22 protein-coding genes are annotated in these 20,677 nt (G+C 64.1%); 14 read left to right on the plus strand and 8 right to left on the minus strand.

The genetic code is table 11. From position 1 onward, the window contains the following. Window positions 1-268: 268 nt before the first annotated feature. Both VGH98_23290 and VGH98_23295 read right to left on the minus strand, forming a co-directional pair. Window positions 269-1,258 carry a methyltransferase domain-containing protein gene (locus VGH98_23290; protein ID HEY2378923.1) on the minus strand — a complete coding sequence of 330 codons (990 nt, stop codon included), beginning with the start codon at window positions 1,256-1,258 and terminating at the stop codon, window positions 269-271. Between the two features lie 132 nt (window positions 1,259-1,390). Further along, window positions 1,391-2,359, minus strand: coding sequence for an SMP-30/gluconolactonase/LRE family protein (locus VGH98_23295; GenBank protein ID HEY2378924.1), 969 nt, complete (start codon window positions 2,357-2,359; stop codon window positions 1,391-1,393). A gap of 200 nt (window positions 2,360-2,559) precedes the next feature. On the opposite strand from VGH98_23295, the gene VGH98_23300 reads away from it, so the two are divergent. Genes VGH98_23300 through VGH98_23310 form a run of 3 tightly spaced genes read left to right on the plus strand, consistent with a single transcriptional unit; the run spans window position 2,560 to window position 4,539 of the window. Beyond that, window positions 2,560-3,153 carry a hypothetical protein gene (locus VGH98_23300; protein HEY2378925.1) on the plus strand — a complete coding sequence of 198 codons (594 nt, stop codon included), beginning with the start codon at window positions 2,560-2,562 and terminating at the stop codon, window positions 3,151-3,153. Between the two features lie 44 nt (window positions 3,154-3,197). After that, window positions 3,198-3,878 (plus strand): hypothetical protein, encoded by a 681-nt coding sequence (locus tag VGH98_23305; protein ID HEY2378926.1) that lies wholly within the window; start codon window positions 3,198-3,200, stop codon window positions 3,876-3,878. Then, entirely contained in the window at window positions 3,868-4,539 is a 672-nt protein-coding gene (locus VGH98_23310) for a S24 family peptidase (protein ID HEY2378927.1), read from the plus strand. The genes VGH98_23305 and VGH98_23310 overlap by 11 nt, the downstream gene beginning before the upstream one ends. Before the next feature lie 335 nt (window positions 4,540-4,874). Here the strand turns inward: VGH98_23310 and VGH98_23315 are convergent, their stop codons facing one another. Continuing rightward, a complete protein-coding gene (locus VGH98_23315) occupies window positions 4,875-5,111 on the minus strand; it encodes an ATP-binding protein (protein ID HEY2378928.1) in 237 nt (78 codons plus the stop codon). 66 nt (window positions 5,112-5,177) lie between these two features. Here VGH98_23315 and VGH98_23320 point away from each other — a divergent pair, with 66 nt between their 5' ends. Continuing rightward, window positions 5,178-6,320, plus strand: coding sequence for an RHS repeat-associated core domain-containing protein (locus VGH98_23320; protein HEY2378929.1), 1,143 nt, complete (start codon window positions 5,178-5,180; stop codon window positions 6,318-6,320). Between the two features lie 112 nt (window positions 6,321-6,432). Further along, a complete protein-coding gene (locus tag VGH98_23325; protein ID HEY2378930.1) occupies window positions 6,433-7,125 on the plus strand; it encodes a hypothetical protein in 693 nt (230 codons plus the stop codon). Window positions 7,126-7,274: 149 nt separating this feature from the next. On the opposite strand, the gene VGH98_23330 is transcribed toward VGH98_23325, so the two are convergent. Then, window positions 7,275-7,442: a hypothetical protein gene (locus tag VGH98_23330; GenBank protein ID HEY2378931.1), complete on the minus strand. Its 168-nt coding sequence runs from the start codon at window positions 7,440-7,442 to the stop codon at window positions 7,275-7,277. A gap of 230 nt (window positions 7,443-7,672) precedes the next feature. Here VGH98_23330 and VGH98_23335 point away from each other — a divergent pair, with 230 nt between their 5' ends. The 3 genes from VGH98_23335 to VGH98_23345 all read left to right on the plus strand — a co-directional run bounded on the left by VGH98_23335 (window position 7,673) and on the right by VGH98_23345 (window position 8,664). Then, window positions 7,673-7,879, plus strand: coding sequence for a hypothetical protein (locus VGH98_23335; protein HEY2378932.1), 207 nt, complete (start codon window positions 7,673-7,675; stop codon window positions 7,877-7,879). Between the two features lie 29 nt (window positions 7,880-7,908). After that, window positions 7,909-8,157: a type II toxin-antitoxin system HicA family toxin gene (locus tag VGH98_23340; GenBank protein HEY2378933.1), complete on the plus strand. Its 249-nt coding sequence runs from the start codon at window positions 7,909-7,911 to the stop codon at window positions 8,155-8,157. A 267-nt stretch (window positions 8,158-8,424) separates the two neighbouring features. Beyond that, complete coding sequence (locus tag VGH98_23345; GenBank protein HEY2378934.1) at window positions 8,425-8,664, plus strand: hypothetical protein; 240 nt, start codon at window positions 8,425-8,427, stop codon at window positions 8,662-8,664. Window positions 8,665-8,666: 2 nt separating this feature from the next. On the opposite strand, the gene VGH98_23350 is transcribed toward VGH98_23345, so the two are convergent. Continuing rightward, on the minus strand, window positions 8,667-10,103 hold the full coding sequence (locus tag VGH98_23350) for a CHASE3 domain-containing protein (GenBank protein ID HEY2378935.1): 1,437 nt from the start codon (window positions 10,101-10,103) through the stop codon (window positions 8,667-8,669). 172 nt (window positions 10,104-10,275) lie between these two features. Here VGH98_23350 and VGH98_23355 point away from each other — a divergent pair, with 172 nt between their 5' ends. Next, the gene (locus VGH98_23355; protein HEY2378936.1) at window positions 10,276-13,704 is read left to right on the plus strand and encodes a glycosyl hydrolase; all 3,429 of its coding nucleotides are present in this window, start codon (window positions 10,276-10,278) and stop codon (window positions 13,702-13,704) included. A gap of 118 nt (window positions 13,705-13,822) precedes the next feature. Here the strand turns inward: VGH98_23355 and VGH98_23360 are convergent, their stop codons facing one another. Continuing rightward, window positions 13,823-14,722, minus strand: coding sequence for an enoyl-[acyl-carrier-protein] reductase (locus VGH98_23360; GenBank protein ID HEY2378937.1), 900 nt, complete (start codon window positions 14,720-14,722; stop codon window positions 13,823-13,825). Window positions 14,723-14,903: 181 nt separating this feature from the next. Between VGH98_23360 and VGH98_23365 the strand changes: the two genes are divergently transcribed. From VGH98_23365 to VGH98_23380, 4 genes are all read left to right on the plus strand, one after another. Then, window positions 14,904-15,293 (plus strand): response regulator, encoded by a 390-nt coding sequence (locus VGH98_23365; protein ID HEY2378938.1) that lies wholly within the window; start codon window positions 14,904-14,906, stop codon window positions 15,291-15,293. 67 nt (window positions 15,294-15,360) lie between these two features. Then, window positions 15,361-16,551, plus strand: a complete 1,191-nt coding sequence (locus VGH98_23370) for a phosphatidylserine/phosphatidylglycerophosphate/cardiolipin synthase family protein (GenBank protein HEY2378939.1) — start codon at window positions 15,361-15,363, stop codon at window positions 16,549-16,551. Between the two features lie 60 nt (window positions 16,552-16,611). Continuing rightward, entirely contained in the window at window positions 16,612-17,478 is an 867-nt protein-coding gene (locus VGH98_23375) for a phosphatase PAP2 family protein (GenBank protein ID HEY2378940.1), read from the plus strand. A 22-nt stretch (window positions 17,479-17,500) separates the two neighbouring features. After that, window positions 17,501-18,061, plus strand: coding sequence for a 2'-5' RNA ligase family protein (locus VGH98_23380; protein HEY2378941.1), 561 nt, complete (start codon window positions 17,501-17,503; stop codon window positions 18,059-18,061). Between the two features lie 411 nt (window positions 18,062-18,472). On the opposite strand, the gene VGH98_23385 is transcribed toward VGH98_23380, so the two are convergent. Further along, the gene (locus tag VGH98_23385; GenBank protein HEY2378942.1) at window positions 18,473-18,967 is read right to left on the minus strand and encodes a TlpA disulfide reductase family protein; all 495 of its coding nucleotides are present in this window, start codon (window positions 18,965-18,967) and stop codon (window positions 18,473-18,475) included. A 41-nt stretch (window positions 18,968-19,008) separates the two neighbouring features. Continuing rightward, window positions 19,009-19,758 carry a cytochrome c biogenesis protein CcdA gene (locus VGH98_23390; GenBank protein ID HEY2378943.1) on the minus strand — a complete coding sequence of 250 codons (750 nt, stop codon included), beginning with the start codon at window positions 19,756-19,758 and terminating at the stop codon, window positions 19,009-19,011. 232 nt (window positions 19,759-19,990) lie between these two features. Here VGH98_23390 and VGH98_23395 point away from each other — a divergent pair, with 232 nt between their 5' ends. Further along, the gene (locus VGH98_23395; GenBank protein HEY2378944.1) at window positions 19,991-20,626 is read left to right on the plus strand and encodes a hypothetical protein; all 636 of its coding nucleotides are present in this window, start codon (window positions 19,991-19,993) and stop codon (window positions 20,624-20,626) included. The last annotated feature ends 51 nt before the right edge of the window (window positions 20,627-20,677 follow it).

Consider the following 20,677-nt stretch of genomic DNA (forward strand, 5'->3'; position numbering starts at 1 on the left):
AAAAGGGCGCGTCGAAAAGGGCGCGTCGAAAAGGGCGCGTCGAAAAGGGCGCGTCGAAAAGGGCGCGTCGAAAAGGGCGCGTCGAAAAGACCGTTGACCGACCGAGCTGTCAGTCTCGAGCCGCCAGCTGTGAGCAGGAAGCTGAGCCCTCATGGCTAGAGGCTAGCAGCTCAGGCAGTTTGTCGCCCTCTTCGACGCGCTCCTCTCGACGCGCCCTTCTCGACGCGCCTCTCTACTCTACCCTACACGCTCTACTCCTACGCCAGGCCTAGCCTCTGCGCGCGTACAGTTCTATCCACGGCGCCCAGCGTGGCCGTCGCCCGGCGACGAAGCCTAACGCGCGCTTGACGAGCTTTTCTTCCAGACTCGCCCACGGTCGGGTCCACTCGTCAGCGATCGGCACGAGGACGTCGCCCTCGACGCGCTGGACGGTGAAACCGACGCGCTCGAGCAGTCGCGTCAGGGATCGAATCGTGAAACCATAACGATAGGGGAAGGTCAGCAGGTTGTTGTGAGCGAGCGCGAGTCGCGCCAGGGTACCCGCGAAGCGGCGTGTCATCGTGCCGCGGAGCGACGCATAGAATTCGCCGTTAGGCACGCGCAGCGCGAAGACGCCACCCCGATGCAGGAGGCGCCACGCGGCATGCGCCGTCGCACGCGGATCCGGGAGCTGATCGAAAGTGTTCCAGATCGCGACGGCGTCCAGCTGGCGATCATCGTCGAACGACTCGAGGTCGCCGTCGTGCACCGTGAAACCGAGCGACCGGGCGAAGCAGTTCACCTCGGTGTTGACGTCGAGCCCCTCGAATTGCAGCCCGACATCTCGCGCGGCGCCGAGAAAGGCGCCGACGTAGCTCCCGAGCTCGAGCCCCGCGCCGCGCCGGCCGAGCGCGTTCAGCAACCGTCGCGCCTGAACTCGATAGGCAGCGCGCTGCGTGTCGTGCAGTCCTCGGAACAGCTCGATCGACGGCGTGGCGTCGGCGTAGATGGACTCGAGCTCGTACGCGCGCTCGATCGGATTGCGATAGACGAGACCGCAGCGCGCGCACTCGACGAGGCGGAAGGGCGGCCGCTCGGAGAAGGCGACGCGATCCATGAGGCGCTCGGGCGGCGTCGCGGGCCGAAGCCGCCGACCATGAAAGGCCCACAGCCACTCGACCTCGCGGCGCACGTCGTCCGAGCTTGCTATCTCGCAGCTCTCACCGCTCCCACAGGCGACGCATTGGGTGATTTCGTAGGCCGGCGACTTGGTCTGCATGCCTGTCAGGAATGCACGAGCTACGCCGAAAAGCCTCAGCACGGACAAACACGGACAAACACGGACATGATCGTTGTCCGTGTGCGTCCGTGTTAGTCCGTGTTAGTCAGCGTTCACGCTTTGGTAGAATGCTTACGGGAGTTTCCAGAACTCCACCTGATTATGATCGAACCTCGGGATCGCGAGGACGAGCCGCTTCGTGTCGACGCCGATGTCGGCCGGAGCGCTGACGCCTGTTACGAGTTTACTCAACGTCCCGTTCCGTACCACGTTGACCGTCGAATCGCCCCAGCTCGAGACGAGGATGCGACCGTCCTTGAGGATCTCGATGCCGTCGTACTGGCCGGGGCCGTCGACGATCTTCGTCGGCGACTGGCCCGGCGTCCACGCCTGAACATCCTTGCCGCCGAAGGGAGCGAGCAAAAAGCGATTGCCGCTCGCGTCCCAGGTAATTCCATTAGGGTTCTCTAACGAGTCGCCCGTGGCGGCTTCCGTCACCTTGTTGTCGGAGAGGGCAATGCGGAAGATGCGATTGACGCCGGGGTGCGTCATGTTGCCTTTCGCGTCGAAGACGATCCCCGTGTCGGTTACGTAGATCGCGCCGTCCGCGCCGACCGCGACGTCGTTGAGAAAGGTCGCTTTTTGTGCCTTGAGGCTGATCGTCTTCAGTGGCTTTCCCGTGCGCTTGTCGAAAACCCGTACCACGTCGATGTCCGCGACCCAGAGCTGATCGGCCGTCGTCGCGATCCCCTTCGGCGCGTCGAGCTTGACGCCATTCTTCCCGCCTTCGGCGAACATGGTGAGCGTCGTCGTGCTCTCGGCCGGGACCCTAACGATGTAGCCATTGCCGTCGTGCTGCGACGGATTGCCGTTGATGTTGGAGACGAACCACACGTCGAGATCGGCGTCGTAATGCGCGGACTCGGGCGTCTTCATCTGACCGAGGACGCCGAGCTTCTTGGCGGACGCGGTGTCGGCAGCAGGCGTCGCGGTGGCGCCTGGCGCGTTGGCAGGATGCGAGGTGTCCTGCGGCGTGCTCTTCTCCGTCTTGCAGGCGGCGCTGAGAAGAAGCGCGCAGGCGGCGACGACGAGTCGTGACATGGAGATGGTGGTGGTTGGTGATTGGTGAATGGTCGTTGGTGGTGATTGGTCGTTGGTGAGTCCGGTTCGGCAACAGCCGGCAACACCCACCAACAAGCAACCAACAATACCGACCACCAACAACCAGCCACCAACGACACCCTCTTGCCTTCGGCATTTCTTCGGTATAATCTTGGTGCCCGGTAGTTAGTGAGGCATCGATGTCGAGCGGAGCGAAGGCAGGGAAGCTGGGTCGAGACGAAGGCGATTTCGACCCGGCGTCCTATGCCCCCGTGGCCGAGCGAATCTCGCTCTTTTATGAAGCGTTCCCGCGCGGCCGGATCATCACGGAGCTGATGAGCCGCACGGAGCGGGACGTGGTGTTTCGGGCTGTGGTCTATCGTCAGGTAGGAGAAGAGCCGGCCGCGACGGGGTGGGCGGCCGAGCGTGAGGGCGACGGCGACATCAACACGGTCGCGTGTCTCGAGAACACGGAGACGTCGGCGATCGGGCGCGCGCTCGCGAACCTGGGCTTCACCGCGTCGCGCGAGCGGCCGAGCGCGGAGGAGATGGCGAAGGCGTCGCGAGCGCGGGTGCAGTTGGGACTGGTGCGCTTGCCTAACGAAGCGCGACCGAGCGCGCTCGTCTACGACCTCTCTGCACTGATAACGCGAGCCGAGACATTCGGACTCCGCGCAGCGCGCGCGGAGCGGTGGCGTCGACTCGTGTCGCGTGGTGACGTGCCTGAGGAGACGCTCCTCCGCTGCGAGCGTCGATTGCGCCTCTGGGTGCTCGCGCGCACCGCTCGTGCCTAGCTGTCCCCAGCCGGCACCTCATACGTGTGAAGGAGACGCGAGCGATGCGCGCGCTGACCGACGCGGCGCTGATCGATGCAATGCGCGACGGCTTTCCCGAAGCATGGGCTGAGTTCGACGCGCGCTTTCGGCCGCTGCTCGAGCGCTATGCGGCTCGCGTCGGAATTCCCCGGTGGGAGTGGAGCGTGTGCATCACTGAAGTACTGGACGACGAAGCGCTGCGTCTGATCGAACGCACCGGGCAGCTTCCGCTGCACCTGACGGCGTACCTCGTGCGCGCGGTGCGGAGCCGGTTCCTCGAGTTCAAACGTGCCTCGCTACGACGCGAACGCCGCTATGCGATGGATGGTGCGGCGGGTGCGGTGATGTCGGAGCACGCGCGTCGCGCGTCGCGACCGCCCCGTATCGCCGAGGAAAATGGTGATCGCCGGAGCGTCGCCGAGCGCTTCGGCCATGCGCTCAGCGCGAGCCTAACGACAGAGGAGCAGCACATGCTGGCCTGGGTTGCCGAAGGCGTTCCGCATCGGCTGATCGCCGAGTGGTTAGGCATCAATCGCGAGGCGGCCAAGAAGCGCATTGCGCGGTTGTGCGGGCGGCTGCGGCGCGCGGCGGCCGAAGCGAGCATGCAGCTGCCGGTGCAGGAGCGGCGCGAGATCGAGCGGCTGATGCGCCGCGCGAGCGCGCCGCAATTGAGTTCCCATTCGGGAGAGAGCGATGACGGATGAGCGCGATGATGCGACCGACGCGGAGTTGAGCGTCGCCGAGGCTTTGGGTCAGACGCTGCTGCGTGATCCAGCGCATGTGGCCTGGGACGATGCACGATTTCTGGAGTGGCTGGCGGAGGACGCGCGCGAGGAGAAGCGCCGTGCCTGGCGTCTGACGCGCGAGGAGCAGCGCGCGCGAGGCGAGGCAATGATGGCGCGCGCCCACGCGCGACGGCTGCGCGTGGTCCAGGGCGGCACGGCGCCGATGACCAAGCGCGATGGCGCGGAGGGTGGCCGCGTCGTCCCCGTGGTCGAGTTGGGCATCGCCGCCGGCGTCGGACGTGAGCTGTGGGACGAGCCCACCGACGCCTGGGTGGAGGTGCCTGACGATGTACCGCCGGGCGAGTATGTCGCGCTCCGCGTCGTCGGTGACAGCATGGCGCCGCTCATGCACACGGGCGACACGGTGCTCGTGCGGCGCGGCGCCGACGTGCGTCGCGATACGGTGATCGTCGCCCGTCATCCGGACGACGGCTACGTGTGCAAGCGTGTGAGCCGCGTGGGGCGTGAATCGATCGAGCTCGCGTCGCTGGCCCCTGAGCGTCCGCCCATCGTCATTCCGCGCGACGCACGGCTCGTGGTCGGGACGGTGATGCTCGTCTGGTGCTCGCACCGGCACTGATGGCCGTGTCCCCGCCCGGCACCTGATGAGTGAGCGGAGCGAGTGCGGTCCGCTCGTCACTCGATCAGGAGGTGCATGTGGGGATGCCGCGGGTTATGCGTTCGCTAAATCGTCATTGCTCAGTGCATCGCAGATGGATCGTCACGACGCTCGTCGGCCTTGGAGCGATCGCTGGCGCCGTTCGAGGCGCACTCTCGACGACCAGCGACTGTCCGCCCATCATGATGCGCTACGAGGCGGCAGACGGTGGCGCGCTGCTCGTGCGTGTCTGCGGTGTTTTGCCGTTGGCGTCGACCAGTATTGCCGTTCGTTACTCGTTGGAGCTTCGTCTAACCCTAGCTCCTCTCTCTCGGTAGCCAGAAACGAAACCGGCTCCCTTTCCCGATGTCGCTCACGACGCTGAGATGACCGCCTAACGCGCGCGCCAAGCGTCGGGACACGCTCAACCCCAACCCCGCGCCGCCCGCCCGCCGCGCGGCCGGTTCGATAGTGATCACCTGAACGCGGCGCACGTCGATCTGCGCTCGTACTACGATGGCGCCGATCGGCTCGGGGCCGCGGACTCGCGACATGCCGTCGCGGCGAACAACTACACCATCGCGTTCGAGGAATATCGCTACGACGCGTTCGGCCGGCGCGTGGCTGTCCGCGCGCGGCGGAAATGCGTTGGCGGTGCCACCGGTTCGGAGCTCTCGCGCGACTGCGGCGTGAGCACGATGCGCCGCATCATCTGGGACGGCGATGCGCTGCTCGGCGAGATCCAGGTGCCTGGCGCCGACGGTGACAACCTCGAGGCTGACGCGAACACCACCGCGCAGCAATCGCACGACGGCAACACGCTCGACGCGACGCAGTTCTTTGGCGTCGTGGCGTACACCCACGGGTTGTCACTCGACGATCCGCTGAGCGTGACGCGGCTCAACTACGCCGACGCCCACGTCTTCAGCGGTGGCTACTTCGCGTACGATGCGACGACGTTCCATCAGTATCAGGCGTTCAGCATTCTGCCGATGTGGGACGATCGCGGCACGTGGGATTCGTACATTTTCAACAACACGACGATCACCAGTTTGTGCGAGACCTCGGCGCCGCATTGCGTGGCCGTCCAGGCACCGGCCGGCTGGTCGCCGTTTGCGGGCGTGGCGACGATCGCGCCGTACGTCTGGCATGGCAGTTTGCTGTTCGATCAGAACGATGCGTCGAAGTTGACCTTCCGGCGCAATCGGTACTATGACCCGATGACGGGTCGGTTCACGCAAGAAGATCCGATCGGCCTCGCGGGCGGGCTGAATCTGTACGGCTTTGCGGGCGGGGATCCGGTCAACTTCTCGGATCCATTCGGACTGTGCCCGGTCATGCCGTGCCGCTCACCGGACGATGGCATGAACAACCGACCACTGCCGCCCGGCGTCGACGAGAAGGACGTAACGTGGAATCTCAAAGAAGGGTGGTACGATTTGCCGGACGGCGCACATGTTAGGCCTCATCCTGAAGATCCAAGCCATTGGGATCACTGGGAGATTTACGAGCCTGGCAAGAAGCAACCGCAAAACTATCCTGAAAAAAAGAACAAACCGTGGCCCGGCCAAAAGGTGAAGCCGTATGGCGATCAGTCTGGCGTTGACCCGTGGCCGCTGATCAGCCCTTACACTATCAAGTACAATCTGAAGGAGATGTGGAAGGAGCTCATTAAGAGCATTCCCTCGACGGCGCCGCAGTCTCTGCCAGGGCCAGCGGGCTTCCCATATCCGCCGCCTCTGCCTATACCGGGTGTGCCATGATCGCTGATTCTCGACAGAAGCCAAACGGTTGATGCTACGGCTCCGTGTTGCCGCAGCACTCCCGTGGGTGGATAGCAGAAATAGGATTCGCTCTCCGCTTGAGCAGTTTACGATGCTGGAGGATGAGGCTCGACGCGCATTGATCGCCGAGCCTCGTCCACCCCTCGTCTGGGAGTTTGGCGTGCTCACCGATTCTTGGGAGAGACCAGAGTCTTCGAAGCCGGTATTGGTTGGTGCCGAAGATGGAAGCGATTCGTCGAGTACCTGTTATGCAGTCGGTTATGAACTAGCAGGCGAATATCAGGAGGAGCTACGCCCCCTCTGGCTAGCATTCCTGAATTGGATGAGCGAGCGCCACGCCACCGACATCTATTTCTTTGCCGACCAATTTTGGACCGAAGATCAGGGGTGGTTAGAGTTTGGTGAAGCAGTCCGACGACGCTTGGTTTCTGGCGTAACGGTACCGAGCAAGACAAGCGCGGGTGTCTATGCGGCGCGAGCGCACCAGGTCTTGTTAGGCGATCTGCTGCACAGATGGTGGCCAACCGGTTTAGGCATGCTGGGGGGAGCATCGATGAAGAGGGGGAAGGGTAAACGTGAGCTCGAGTCCCTCATGTTGCGTGGTCGTATAACCAGTGTGGATCTAACGAGTCTTGACTGGTGCTTTCAGACAACCGCTACATTTGACAACCTCGGCTTCATTGTCCTCAGCAGGAATGAGGACTGGGCGGAATTGCGCGACGCCCTGCTGAGGAGGGGATGGGTTGATGGCCTCCCGGTCGACGTTGCGCTCGCGCGACTATGACCGAGCGGAGAGCGAGGACGGCCTACGGCTCAAAACCCCAAGCGCGATTTCAAGCCAGTCGACACGGGCCGTGAGATAGTGGAACGCAGAAATACCAGCCCGCTCGAGCACTCTGGCCAGGCTGCTACTCTTGCCGCTGCAGTGCGCTCTCAGCTCGCTTTACGCTTCGTGCGCGGCGGTGGGGTGGCGCGGCGGCGGGTATCAATCATCGCGTCCACGAGCTTGAGCACGGCGCGCTGATCGGCGGGCGGGAGCTCTTCGATGCGCCGGAGGCGTTTCAGGAGGCGCGCGGTCTTGGGGCTCAGCGTCTCGCGCATCGGTTTTACGCCGAGCAATTCGTCGGTCGAGACTTTGAGCGCGCGGGCGAGATCGACGAGGAGCGCGCCCGGGGGATATCTCCGTCCTCACGCGTGGAGCGTGTGCAAGCTAGTGGCGAGATATCTCCCTCCGCCGAACGGCCGCCTCCAGTAACCGTGCTCGCGCCCGCTTGAGGCCGGCGGCTAACTTGGAGAACGCCGTCGGCCGAATCACCCTGGAACCGCTGCCCATGACCGAGATCCTGTTTATCGTCGAGGAAGCCGCCGAAGGCGGGTACACCGCGCGGGCGGTCGGCGCGTCGATCTTCACCGAGGCAGACGACCTGGAGCAGCTGCGGGCGGCGGTCCGCGACGCGGTGCGCTGTCACTTCGATGAGGCCGATCGGCCGAAGGCGATCCGGCTCCATCTCGTCCACGACGAAGTCATCGCCGCCTAACCGTCTCCCTCGAGCTGTCACTCGCGCACATGGCGCGGCTCCCGCGCGATCTCTCTGGCCGCGACCTCGCGGGCGCCTTGCGGCGCTACGGCTACGAGGTCACGCGCGAAACGGGGAGTCACCTGCGGCTCACGACCCAGCAGGGCGGCGAGCATCACGTCACGATCCCGGACCACGCGAGTCTCCGCGTCGGCACGCTCGCCGGGATCCTCGCCGACGTCGCCGCGCATCTCAAGATCGAGCGGCGCGCACTCGTCATGGCCCTCTTCGAGCGCTGAATAGCGTTAGGCTGGCAGCGGCATACGCAAGAACACATGTGGAGGGCCAAAAGTGCACCTCGGGGCCTCCGACCGAAAACTACGGCGGCAAATCGCCGGCTCGGTGCGGCTAAGCACCGAAGCAAGAGCCAGTTAGCAAACGCGAATCATAGGGAGGCAGTGGAAGGGATCACTTCACGCAGGAAGACCCGATCGACTGGCGGGCGGGCTGAACGTCTACGGGTTTGCGAACGGTGATCCCGTCAACTACGACGAGGCCAGTTAGAGATGGAAGACGTGGTACGCGCCCTCGAGGTCGCACTCTTTCAGGGATTTGGGAATGCGGAAGTCCTAGGAGCGTTGCGGAAATTGATTCGTGACAACTGGGGCCGATACGTCGGTCAAACTTTGATCGTCTCTTTGCTGTTCGGCGAGTCGTGGTGGGTGACCGACGACCACCTTGGCGGAACGAGTAAGTGGGAGAGCGTCGCGAATTGCCCGGCCCAGCCGGCCGGGTTCGATCTCTGAGCCTAACGCGGCAGCCAGAATCGAAACCGGCTCCCCTTCCCGATGTCACTCTCGACGCTGAGATCACCGCCTAACGCGCGCGCCAAGCGTCGGGACACGCTCAACCCCAATCCCGCGCCGCCCGCCCGTCGCGTCGCCGTCTGGTCCACCTGCCAGAACGTCTCGAACACCCGCTCCTGGTGCTCGCGCGCAATCCCGATCCCGGTGTCACGCACCTCGAACACCACCTGCCCGTTCTCCACGCGCGACGCGAGCGCGATCTCGCCTTCGTCGGTGAACTTGATCGCGTTCGACAACAGATTCACCAGGATCTGACGCACCTTCGCGGCGTCCGACGTGAACGTCGCTCGCTCGTTAGGTGTCGACAGCGAGAAGCGCAGGCCCTTCGCCGCGACCACCGGCTCGACGAGCGCGCCCGCCTCACGCGTTACCTGCCCGACCTCGACCTCACTCTTTCGGATCGTGTCCTGGCCCGGCTGCATCCGGGTGAACGACAGAATCTCGTCAACCAAGTCGACCAGGTGCCGCGCAGAAAGTTGTACGCGGTCGAGCTGCTCGCGCTGAGTCTCGTTGACAGGACCCGCAATTCCATCGTGTAGCAGCTCGGCATAGCCCACGATCGCGTTGAGTGGCGTGCGGAGCTCATGAGACATCACCGCAAGGAAGTCGTCCTTCGCCCGGTTCGCGACTTCCGCGGCCTCGCGCGCTTCCTCCTCCTGCGTCGTCGTCTCGCGCAGCTGCTGCATCGCTTGCTCGAGCTCGACCTGCTGCTCCTCGAGTTGTTGCGTTTGCAGCTCGAGCTGCTCCTGCGTCCGCTGCTGTGCGACGACGTCGGTGCGGATCGAGCGGTTCGTGATGAACGCGAGCAGGAACGCACCTAAGGTCCCGATCACGATCACGCTGAGCGCGAGATCGCGGAATCGCAGACGGGTTGCGTCACGCTCGGCCAGACGTCGCCGCTCGATCGCCGAGATGCGAGAGGCCACGGCACGCGCGCTGTCCATCATCGTCTTGCCGACGCCCGTACGGACGCGATCGGCGGCTTCCGTCGCGCTGCGCGAGCGCATCGCAGCGGTTTGCTCGAGCTCGACGAGCTTTCTTTCGACGACCGCGTTCAGTGTGTCGACGCGCCGCTGCTGCTCCGTGTCGCCCGCGACCAGCTCGCGCAATGCGGCGACGTGGGCTTCGGTGGAGGTGCGGCCGTTGTGATATGGCCCGAGGTAAGCGCTGTCGCCGGTAATGATGTAGCCGTGCTGGCCAGTCTCGGCGTCGACCAGGGACGACAGCGCGCCGTCGAGCTGCCGAATGACCATGTTGGTGTGGTCGACGGCGGAAATCGCCGCGCGAAGCCGCAAAACGACGAGAAACGCCGCGACGCCCACGAGCAACGTGAGCACGGCCGATCCCAGTGCAACGGAAATCTTCTGGCGAACGGTCATTCGTTCAGCGTGGACATGGCGGACTCCGTCGTCCGGAGCCGCGTACGGCGCGAGGAAGCTACGCGCGTGGCGCTCCGTGCGCTACGCTCTGCGTCACGCCTCTTCCGTCCGCGGGGTCTCGTGAATTACTTCGACACTTCATCCCTCTTTCCGATTTGCTCGGAGGCGTGCCGTGACTCGCTCGGTTTCCGCGTTGCAGCCCATCGCTGTCGCGCTCGTTCTCGCCGCTCTCTCGATTGCCGCGCCGGTTGGCGCACAGCGTCCTCGGCCGCCGACGGGCACGCCGCGCCCGTTCAGCCCCGTCGGCGGCGCGTTGCTCCCTGTCGATTCCGCCGCGTTTGCGGGACTGCATTGGCGCGAGCTCGGTCCCTTCCGCGGCGGGCGCTCGGTCGCCGTGGCGGGCAATCCGCAGCGGCCTAACGAGTTCTGGATGGGGACGACGGGCGGCGGTGTCTACAAGTCGATCAACGCCGGCGAATCATGGGCGCCCGTGACGGACAAGTACTTCGGCGGCACGATCGGCGCGATCGCCGTTGCACCGTCCGCGCCCGACGTCGTGTACGTCGGTGGTGGCGAGTATCCGATCCGCGGCAACGTCGCGCACGGCGATGGCGTATGGAAGACGACCGACGGCGGCAAAACATGGACATACGTCGGGCTTCGCGAGACGCGGCAGATCGCCGACATCGTCGTGAATCCAACGAATCCCGATCTCGTATACGTCGGCGCACTGGGACACGTGTGGGCGCCTAACGCGGAGCGCGGCGTCTTTCGATCCAAAGATGGGGGCAAGACGTGGGACAAGATTCTGTTCCGCAACGACTCGACTGGCGTCGTCGATCTCGTGATGGATCCGAACAACGCCAACGTGCTCTACGCGGGATTCTGGCAAGCCGGACGTACGCCGTGGCTGCTCTCGTCGGGCGGGAAGGGAAGTGGCTTGTTCAAGACGACCGACGGCGGCGATCACTGGACGGAGATCACGCGCAACCCTGGGTTGCCGGAAGGCATCTGGGGCAACATCGGCATCACGGTCTCGGGAGCGAGCTCGAATCGCTTGTGGGCAAACATCGAGGCCGACTCGGGTGGTGTGTTCCGCTCGAGCGACGGCGGCGCGACGTGGACGCGCGTGAACAACGATCGGTCGCTGCGCCAGCGCGCGTGGTACTACACGAAGATTCACGCCGATTCCAAGGATACCAATGTCGTCTACGTGAACAACGTCTCCTTTCAGAAGTCGACCGACGGCGGAAAGACGTTCCGCCCTGTCAGTGGCATGAAGCACGGCGATTCGCACGATCTCTGGGTCGACCCGAAGGATCCCCGGCGCATGATCGAGTCGGACGATGGCGGCGGCGAGGTCACCGTCGACGGCGGGAAGACATGGACGGACGAGGATTACGCAACTGCTCAATTCTACCACGTCATCGCGACGAATCATTTCCCGTATCACCTCTGCGGCGCGCAGCAGGACAACTCGACGCTGTGTGGGCCGAGTCGGTCGCCGGACGGCGTCGTCGACATCAGCGATTGGAAGGAAGCGGGCGGCGGCGAGTCGGGCTGGATCGCGGCGCGCTCGGACGATCCGGACATCGTTTACGCGGGAAGCTACGGCAATCTGCTCACGCGGAAGGACATGCGGACGGAGCTCACGCGAAACGTGAATCCGTGGCCGGATAATCCAATGGGCCATCCCGCGAAGGACTTGAAGTATCGCTTCCAGTGGACATTCCCGATCATCTCGTCCGTGCACGACGCGAACGTCCTTTATGCAGGCTCCAACGTTGTTCACAAATCCGTGAACGGGGGGCAGAGCTGGACGGTGATCTCGCCCGATCTCACCTACGCCGATCCGATGACGTTAGGCAACTCGGGCGGCCCGATCACGAAGGACCAGACGTCGGTCGAGTACTACGCGGTCGTCTTCGTCATCGAGGAATCTCCCATCGATGCGAAGGTACTGTGGACTGGTTCAGATGATGGGAAACTGTACGTCACGCGTGACGGCGGCAGCACATGGACCAACGTCACGCCGCCGGACATGAAGAAGTTCACGCGCGTCTCGAGCATCGACGCGTCGAAGTTCGGGGCAGGGATAGCCTATGTGGCGGCCAATCGATATCAGTTGGACGACTATCACCCGCTGCTGTGGAAGACGATGGACTTCGGCAAGACCTGGTCGCGCATCGACACGGGCATCAACGACGAGGAATTCACGCGTGTCGTGAGGGAAGATCCGAACCGTCGCGGGTTGCTCATGGCGGGCACCGAGCGCGGAGTGTGGTATTCGGGTGACGACGGTCTGAACTGGCAGAAGCTTCAGCTCAATCTTCCGATCGTCCCCGTACACGATCTCACCTTCAAGGAAGGGGATCTCATTGTCGCGACGCACGGCCGCTCGTTCTGGGTGATGGACAATATCTCGTCGCTCGAGCAGTTGTCGAGCGAGGTGCTCGCGAGCGACGCGCATCTGTTCAAGCCGCGCGATCAGTATCGCGCGAGCTTCGGCGGCGGATTCGGTGGTGGCCGCCGTGGGGCGGGCGGCGCGCAAGCGATCACGCCAGAGAACGCGCCGATACATCCGGTCGGTCAGAACCCCGCGGGCGGTGAAGTAGTACAGTACTGGCTCAAGAGCCCGAGCCAGGAAGTGCAACTCTCCTTCCTCGACGCACAGGGGAAGCTCATTCGCACCTACACGAGCAAGCTCGATTCGCTCGCGTACGCCGACTCGGTTCGTCGGCAGCAGCGGACCAAGTCGCGCATGGACAGTCTGCGCGCGGCGGGGATCGCCGAGGACAGCATTCAGAAGCTCGTTAGGGTCGCGACCGATGCGGCCGGCGGGATCGAGCCGGCGAGTGACGACGACGGCTTCCGGGCTCCTCCGACGCCACGGGCACCGAACCGTCGCGGCGTGAACACCTTCGCGTGGACCATGCGCTATCCGGACGCGTCGAGCTTCCAGGGGATGATCCTGTGGGCGGCCGGTGTCCAGGGGCCGCTCGCGCCTCCGGGGACTTACGCCGTCCGCCTAACGGTGAACGGGAAGCCGATCGCAACGGAATCCTTCCGGTTGATCCCCGATCCGCGTTCGAAAGGCGTGACGACAGCTGATTACGCCGAGCAATTCGCGCTCCTCACGAAGATTCGCGATCGCTTCTCGGAGACGAACGATGCCGTGAAGACGATCCGCTACGTGAAGCGAGAGCTCGACGATCGCCGCAAGCGCATCGCTGCCGACCGCCAGGCGAGCTTCGGCACCACGGCGACGGCGTTCGAGCAGGCGCTGTCGCAGGTGGAGGATTCATTGTATCAGACGAAGAACCGCAGCGGTCAGGATCCGCTCAACTATCCGATCCGCCTGAACAACAAGATCGGGGCATTGATGGGCGTGGTGGGGAGCGCCGACGGTCGCCCGACGCAGCAGTCGTACGCGGTGTTCACGGAGCTCTCACAGCAGCTCGATCGTCAGCTGGCGATCCTCAAGCAGACGCTGAATTCGGGTCTGCCGCGAGTGAACTCGATGCTCCGCGATGCGGGCCTGCCGCCGGTGGAGGCGAAGCCGGTGGATGCGCCGCCGGCGAGACAGATCGCGGCGCAATAGCGCTGGTGGCTAGTCGTTGGTCGTTGGTCGTTCGGAGATAAGGAATGTCCCGCGAGCGTAGCTCGCGGGACTCCGAATTCACCAACCACCAGTCACCAACGACCACCAACCACGACCATCAATTCCCGAACGGCTCATACCCCATCCCCATCGAGTGATAACCCTTGTCGACGTATACCGTCGTGCCCGTGATCCCGCCCGCGAGCGGCGAACATAAAAAGGCCGCCGTGTTCCCGACGTCCCTGGGCTCGAGCTGACTCGTTAGGGGTGCCGTTTTCGATACGTACTCGACCATCCGCTCGATGATCCCGATGGCGCTCGCCGCGCGCGACGCCCACGGTCCAGCCGAGATCGTGTTCACGCGCATCCCGAACTTGCGACCGGCCTCGAACGCGAGCGTGCGCGTATCGCTCTCGAGCGCTGCCTTCGCCGACGACATGCCGCCGCCGTAGCCCGGGATGACACGTTCGCTCGCCATGTACGTGAGCGACACGGCCGACGAATGGTCGCGCATGATCGGGCCGAAGCGGGCGATCATAGAAACGAGCGAGTAAGCGCTCACACTCAGCGCCGTGAGATAGCCCGCCCGGCTCGTCTCGATCAGCGGTTTCTTCACTTCGGGGCCGTTCGCGAGCGAATGCACGAGAATGTCGACCGGCTTGTCACCAAAGTCGTCGGTGAGGCGCTTCACCACGCCATCGATCGAACAGTCGCCAATGTCTTTGTAACGTTTGTTGTTGCGGACGTCCTCGGGCATGTCATCGTAGCGATCGTACGCCGCATCGAGCGGATAGATCTTCTCGAACTGCAGCATCGCGCCAGAGGAGAGCGTGCGCGCTCCGTCCATCTTCCCGCGCTCGATGAGGTTCATGAAAATGTTGAGCGCCGGTGGCCACGTCCCGACGCAGACGGTCGCCCCGGCCTCGGCCAGAGCTTTAGCAATCGCGAAACCAAAGCCCTGATCGTCCGCCACGCCGGCGACGAAGGCTCGGCGTCCCCCCAGATCGATTGGTAGCATGCGCCGGAAGCTAGCCCGATCAGGGCGCGGAATCACGCTTTCATTAGCGCGCTCTCATGTACGTGTCGGGTCGTCTTCGGATGCCACGACAGTGGTCGCTTCGCTAGAATGGCCGAGGTGTTAGGTGCACGTGGTGTCAATCGAGATGCGAGAGCAGTGCTGGCCGGCTCAATAGGTGTCGATGATGGCGATGGTCCTCTACGTCGATGACGAAGACGCAATTCGGCGCGCGGTGTCCGCATGGCTCACGCGACGCGGACACACCGTGCATACCGCCGCGACGCTCACCGACGCGCGCGATCTCCTCGCGTCCCAGGCAATCGATGGGGCGTTCGTCGACGTCTGGCTGGGCGACGAGAGCGGTCTCGAGCTGCAAGACTGGGTCGACGAGAACCGACCCGACCTCTCACGGAAGATCGTGTTCGTGACGGGCGACCCTGTCGCGAGCGACACCGCGCAACGCGCGTTGGGAAAGATCGGGCGACCGGTGCTCGCTAAGCCCTTCGAGTTGCAACAGCTTGATACGTTTGTCGAGCGCTGGATGGCGCCCCCACCCCGGCCACAAGACTGACCGGCGGTACGCCCTGTGCCCCTTTCCGACACCGGAAACGGAGCCCAGCAATAAATTGCCTGACGCAATGCACTCGCATCGTGCCGTACCCGCACGCCGCGGCGCGGAGGGTCGCCTGGAGGAGGCGCCAGTCGTGGCGCCGATCGGGCCATCCTTCTCGCGCGGCCTCTGGCGCATCGCGGCGGCCGACGTCTCGAGCGACAACCGGGTTCGTCTGCTCAGAGATGGCCCGGCGACCTTCGACGCGATGATCGAGCTCATCGATCGGGCACGAACGTCGGTTGCCCTCGAGAGTTACATCTTCCGCTCCGACGAGGTTGGCCATCGGTTCGGTAACGCCCTCGCGCAGGCCGCAAAACGGGGTGTCGCGGTCCGCCTGCTTCTCGACTACGTCGGCGTTCGCGGGACGTCGCGCGCGTTCCTCCGCCAACTCGCCCGCGCCGGTGTCGACGTCAAAACCTTCAATCGGTTTGGCTTCCGGCCCTGGTTCGGTCTGGTGCCGCGAGATCACCGCAAGCTGCTCGTCGTCGACGAGACCGTAGGCGTCACGGGCGGCGTTGGTGTCGGCCGCGAGTGGACCACCGGCGTGCTCAAACGCCATCGCTCGCGCTGGCGAGACACGGCCGTCGTGATCGAGGGTCCGGCAGCGCGGGACATGATTGGCGCCTTCGAGACCATGTGGCGACGCACCGTTGGCCGTGAACGACGCGGCTCCCATCGCTTCCTTCGCCGAGCCGCGCGCGGTTCGCATCTCGATCCGTCGACGCATACGCCTGCGCTCGTCGGCATCATCGAAGGAGAGCCGCTGCGGCTGCGGGTGTCGCGCGCGCTGCAGATCCAGGCGATCTCCGCCGAGCGGTCGATCTGGATTGCGACGGCGTACTTCGCGCCCTCGCCGTCGGAGGTCGAGGCGCTCAATGGCGCAGCACGCGACGGCGTGGACGTCCGCATTCTTTTGCCCAGTCGGAATGACCATCCGTGGGTGTCACTCCTCGCGCGACGTTATTACCGCCGTCTTCTCACCAACGGCGTTCGCCTCTGGGAATGGCAGGGCGAGATGATGCACGCGAAGACGAGCGTCATCGACGGCCGCTGGGTGCGAGTCGGGTCGACCGACTTCAATCCACTCGGCGTCGCGATCAACTATGAGCTCGATGCCGTGATCGAGGACCCCGCGCTCGGCGAGCAAGCGGAGTCGATGTTCCTCGCTGATCTGGAGAATTCGAAGGAAGTTGGGCTCAAGGGGGCCCGCGGGTAGTTCTCTTGCTCACTCTGTTTGGCGAGCGAAAAGGCATACCCCGTGCTTCTCGACGCGCTGATGACCTCACGGACCAGACTGACCTTCGCGCTCATTGGCGCGCTCGCACTCGCTGCGCCTACGGTGGGTGCCCAGGCTACTGCGGCGGCGGCCGAGTCGCACCCTCTCTTCACCTGGGAAGATGCCGCTCTCGCGGGAGGATTCATCGCAGGCACAGTGGCCTTGCGGCCCGTCGACGAATATTTCGCTCAGCACCTACAGACGAAATTCACCCAGCAGAATCGCTTTTTTCAAACGACCGCGACCACCGTTCGCACCATCGCCGAGCCGGGCGCATTCATCATTGGCGGAACGCTGTACGTCGTCGGCCGCGCATCGAAGCAACGGAACATCGCCGACCTCGGCTTGCACGGGACCGAAGCCGTGATCGTCGGGGGACTCTTCGCCGGTGTACTCAAGAATGTTTTCGGCCGCGCGCGGCCGTTTGTGAAGCCGGCAAAGGACAGCGTCCTTTTCGACGCGAACAACTGGCAGATCGGCCGCGGCCTGCAGGGGGACCAGTATCGGTCGTTTCCGTCCGGCCATGCCGTTGCGGCGTTCGCGGCGGCGGCGGCTGTCGTGAACGAAACGTCACGGTGGTGGCCTGGCTATCAGTGGCTGATCGGCCCCGCGATGTATGGAGGTGCAGGCCTGGTGGGTGTTTCACGGATGTACAACAATCGGCATTGGGCGAGCGACGTGATGATGGGTGCGGCCATCGGCACCTTCGCCGGGAACAAGGTCGTGCGCTACTTTCACCGGACCAATCCCGACAACAAGCTCGACCAGTGGCTACTCGGCACCTCCCTGCGCCCCGTCGATGGCGGTGGACACGCGTTCTCATGGTTCTTCGTCCCCGCCCCCAAAACTGCCCACGCTCGGCGGTGAGCCTTCGCGGACCGGCCGCGAGGTGAAGGCGGGCATCGTCGTCATTGCGGAGCTCTCGGGCGCCGTCGCCGACCGCATTCACGAAGTGCAGCAACGTTACGACCCGCGCATGGCGGGCGAGCTGCCGCCGCATCTCACCCTCATCGGGTCGTCAGGCACCGGACCGATTTCGGTGCGGACGTCGCCGGAGCTATTGCGCGAAGCGCTGCTCCCCGCGACGCAGGCCGCCTCGCCGATGACGCTCGCGTTCCTGCCGCCAATGCAGTTCATGCAGTCGAACGTCGTCGTCTTGCCGCTCGACCCAAACGGTCCGGTACGCGCGTTCTACGAATCGATGGCCGAGCGTCTCCGCGCCGCGCGCATCGTGACCGAGCGTGCGAGGTTCACGTTCACGCCGCACTGCACTCTGAGTCTTTATCCCGAGCTGTCGACGCAGGCCGTTCGCGAACTGCTCGCAATGCGATTCGAAGAGACGATCCTCGTCGACGCGGTTCAGGCATATCGAGCTAGTGGCCCGGTGGGGACGCAGAAGCTGTTCGAGCTGAAACTTGCGCCGTTCGCAGAATTTCGGAACGAGCCGTAAAGCGTGCGAGCTCGAGGCTCGAGAGGTCAGTGGTGAGATCCGGCCTACTCCATGAGGCGTTGCGGGCCTCTCACCCACGACGTCGAGCCCAGCTCCGAGCCAAGAGACGGCAGCGACGAGTTTCGAGATCGAGCTTCAGATGCGAGCTGGCTTGCTCGAGCTCAATCTCGCAGCCGCGGAGGCCGCTGAAACGGCTGACACGGCGCTGAAACCGCTGACGGGCCCGTGTGCGGAGATGGCTCCCCGGCCAGTGATGTTTTGAATGGGTGCGTTCTTCGTTGAGAAAAGTGGCTGTAGAGTCCCTATTGGATTCGCCCGCACTCGCGCCCCGACATCTCCCCATGCCTCCGACGCCCTGGAGAGCCCAGGGTTCTCGGGACGCGAATGACGCGAATGTAAGCGAAAGCTGCCCTACAAGGCTTTCTTGATTGCCTTTTCCAGATCCTGATCCCCACCCAATCCCGTGTACACGACCTTACCGGACTTGTCGAGGACCACGACAAACGACGTCGCCGGGACGTCGTAGGCACCCGTTGCGTTGCCGTTGCGATCGAAGAACTGGTCGCCCGGAATCTCGTGCTTCGCGACGTACGCCTTCACGCGATCGGACGACTGATTCACGGACACCGACACGCCGACGAATTTCAGCTGCGCGGCGTACTTGGCGTGCATCGCCTTGAGATGCGGCTCGAGCTCGCGGCAGTTGGGACACCACGTCGCCCAGAACTCGATCAGCACGGGCGATTTGCCGACGTACTGCGAGAGATTGGCCGGCTTGCCGTCGAGCGTCTCGACCGCTGCCGCCGGCCCCTTCGTGCCGAGCTCGATCCCCATATCCTGCGCACGCGCGGGCACGGCAAGCAGGCTCGTTAGGCCGATCAACCCGATCGCAAATCGAAAAATCATGAATAAGCTCCAAGTCCAAATGTCCTAGCCCCTAGCCCCTCTCAGATCCACAGCTGTCCGCCCTTCACCAGATAATATTCCGCCACCGCGAGCATGACGAGCGCGAACACGCGCTTGATCCACAGCATCCACACGCCCGCCCGCGGCAATCGCGAGAGCGTGCCCGACGAGAGCCCGACCGCGACGAGCAGCGTACACATCCCCAGCGAGAACACGAACAGATACACAAACCCTAACGTCGCGCTGTGCGTCGTCGACACCCAGGTCAGCACCGCCGCCATCACCGGCGCCGAGCACGGGGCCGCGACGAGCCCCGACAGTCCGCCCATCATCAGCGCGCCCGAGTATCTCCCTGCCGTTCCCGTCGTCGAAGCGCGAGCGAGCAGGGCAGACGGCACGCGTACCGGCAGCACATCCAGCATGGCGAGCGCCGCGAGAATGAGGACGTTCGCCATCAGGAAGTACAACCATGGATTGGTACTCACGGTGCCGAAGAGCGTTCCGGTGAGCCCGGCGAAGAGCCCCAGCGCCGAATACACGAGTGCGAGACCCACGACGTACGTGAGCGTGAGCCCGAGCGGTCGCCAGCGGTTGGTGCGCGGCGCGTCGGGCTGAGCCGTTGCCTCCGAACCGCCCACGATCGCCGCGGTGATCGGGATCATCGGATAGATGCACGGGGTCAAACTCGTGAGCACGCCACCGACGAATACCAGCGGGATCGCCAGTACCGGGTTGCCGGACAGAGTGTCGCGAAGTGAGGTAAAATCGACCATCGTGATGCGCGTGACCACCGTACGCGCGAGTCGTTAACGATCGGAACGGATTAACAGAGCACCAGCGGACACGTCATTCTCATGTCCGCGCTCCTTTGAGGGATAAGGTATGTCGCGCTTCTCATCGAGGACATGGCTGACGTCCTCCATCGCAATGCTCCTCGCAGGGCTTTGGTTCCCGTGCGTGGCCTGTGGTCAAACCCACGACCATAAAGCGCAAACGCAGTCGCAAGACGACCACATGGTCGGCATGGCCGATCACGCCATGGGTGACATGGGGATGGACTCGGTCATGAGCCTCCACATGCAGATGACGCCACTCCGTGTGGCGACGCACGAGGATTCGACGCGTGCGCTCGCCGTCGTCGCCGAGCTGCGGCACGCGATCGCGAAATACAAAGACGTCTCCGTCGCCGAGCGCGATGGTTTCCAGATGTTCCTGCCGAACGTGAAGAACCAGCGCGTCTACCACTTCACGAACTACCGAAACGCTTTCAAGGAAGCATTCCGCTTCGATCCCGATCAGCCGACGTCACTGCTCTACAAGCGTGGACCCGATGGTCAGATGATGCTCATCGGCGCGATGTACACGATGCCCAAGCGTGCCGGCCTCGATAAGCTGGACGAGCGCGTGCCACTCAGCATCGCGCAGTGGCACAAGCACGTGAACTGGTGCCTGCCGAAGCAGGGCGAAACCGCGCGCTGGATGGAGCGGAAGGATGGCCGTCCCGTGTTCGGGCCGGAGAGTCCCATCGCGACTCAGGCGGCGTGCGACGCCGTCGGCGGCGACTTCCACCCGTCACTCTTCGGTTGGATGATCCACGCGAACGTGTTCGGAGGTGAAGACCTCGGAAAGATCTTCGGCGAGGAGCACAATCACAGTTGAGTGGTTGTTGGTGGTTGGTGGTTGGTGGTTGGTTGTTGGTTGTTGGTTGTT

This window comes from Gemmatimonadaceae bacterium, from assembly GCA_036496605.1.
Classification (GTDB): Bacteria; Gemmatimonadota; Gemmatimonadetes; order Gemmatimonadales; family Gemmatimonadaceae; genus AG2.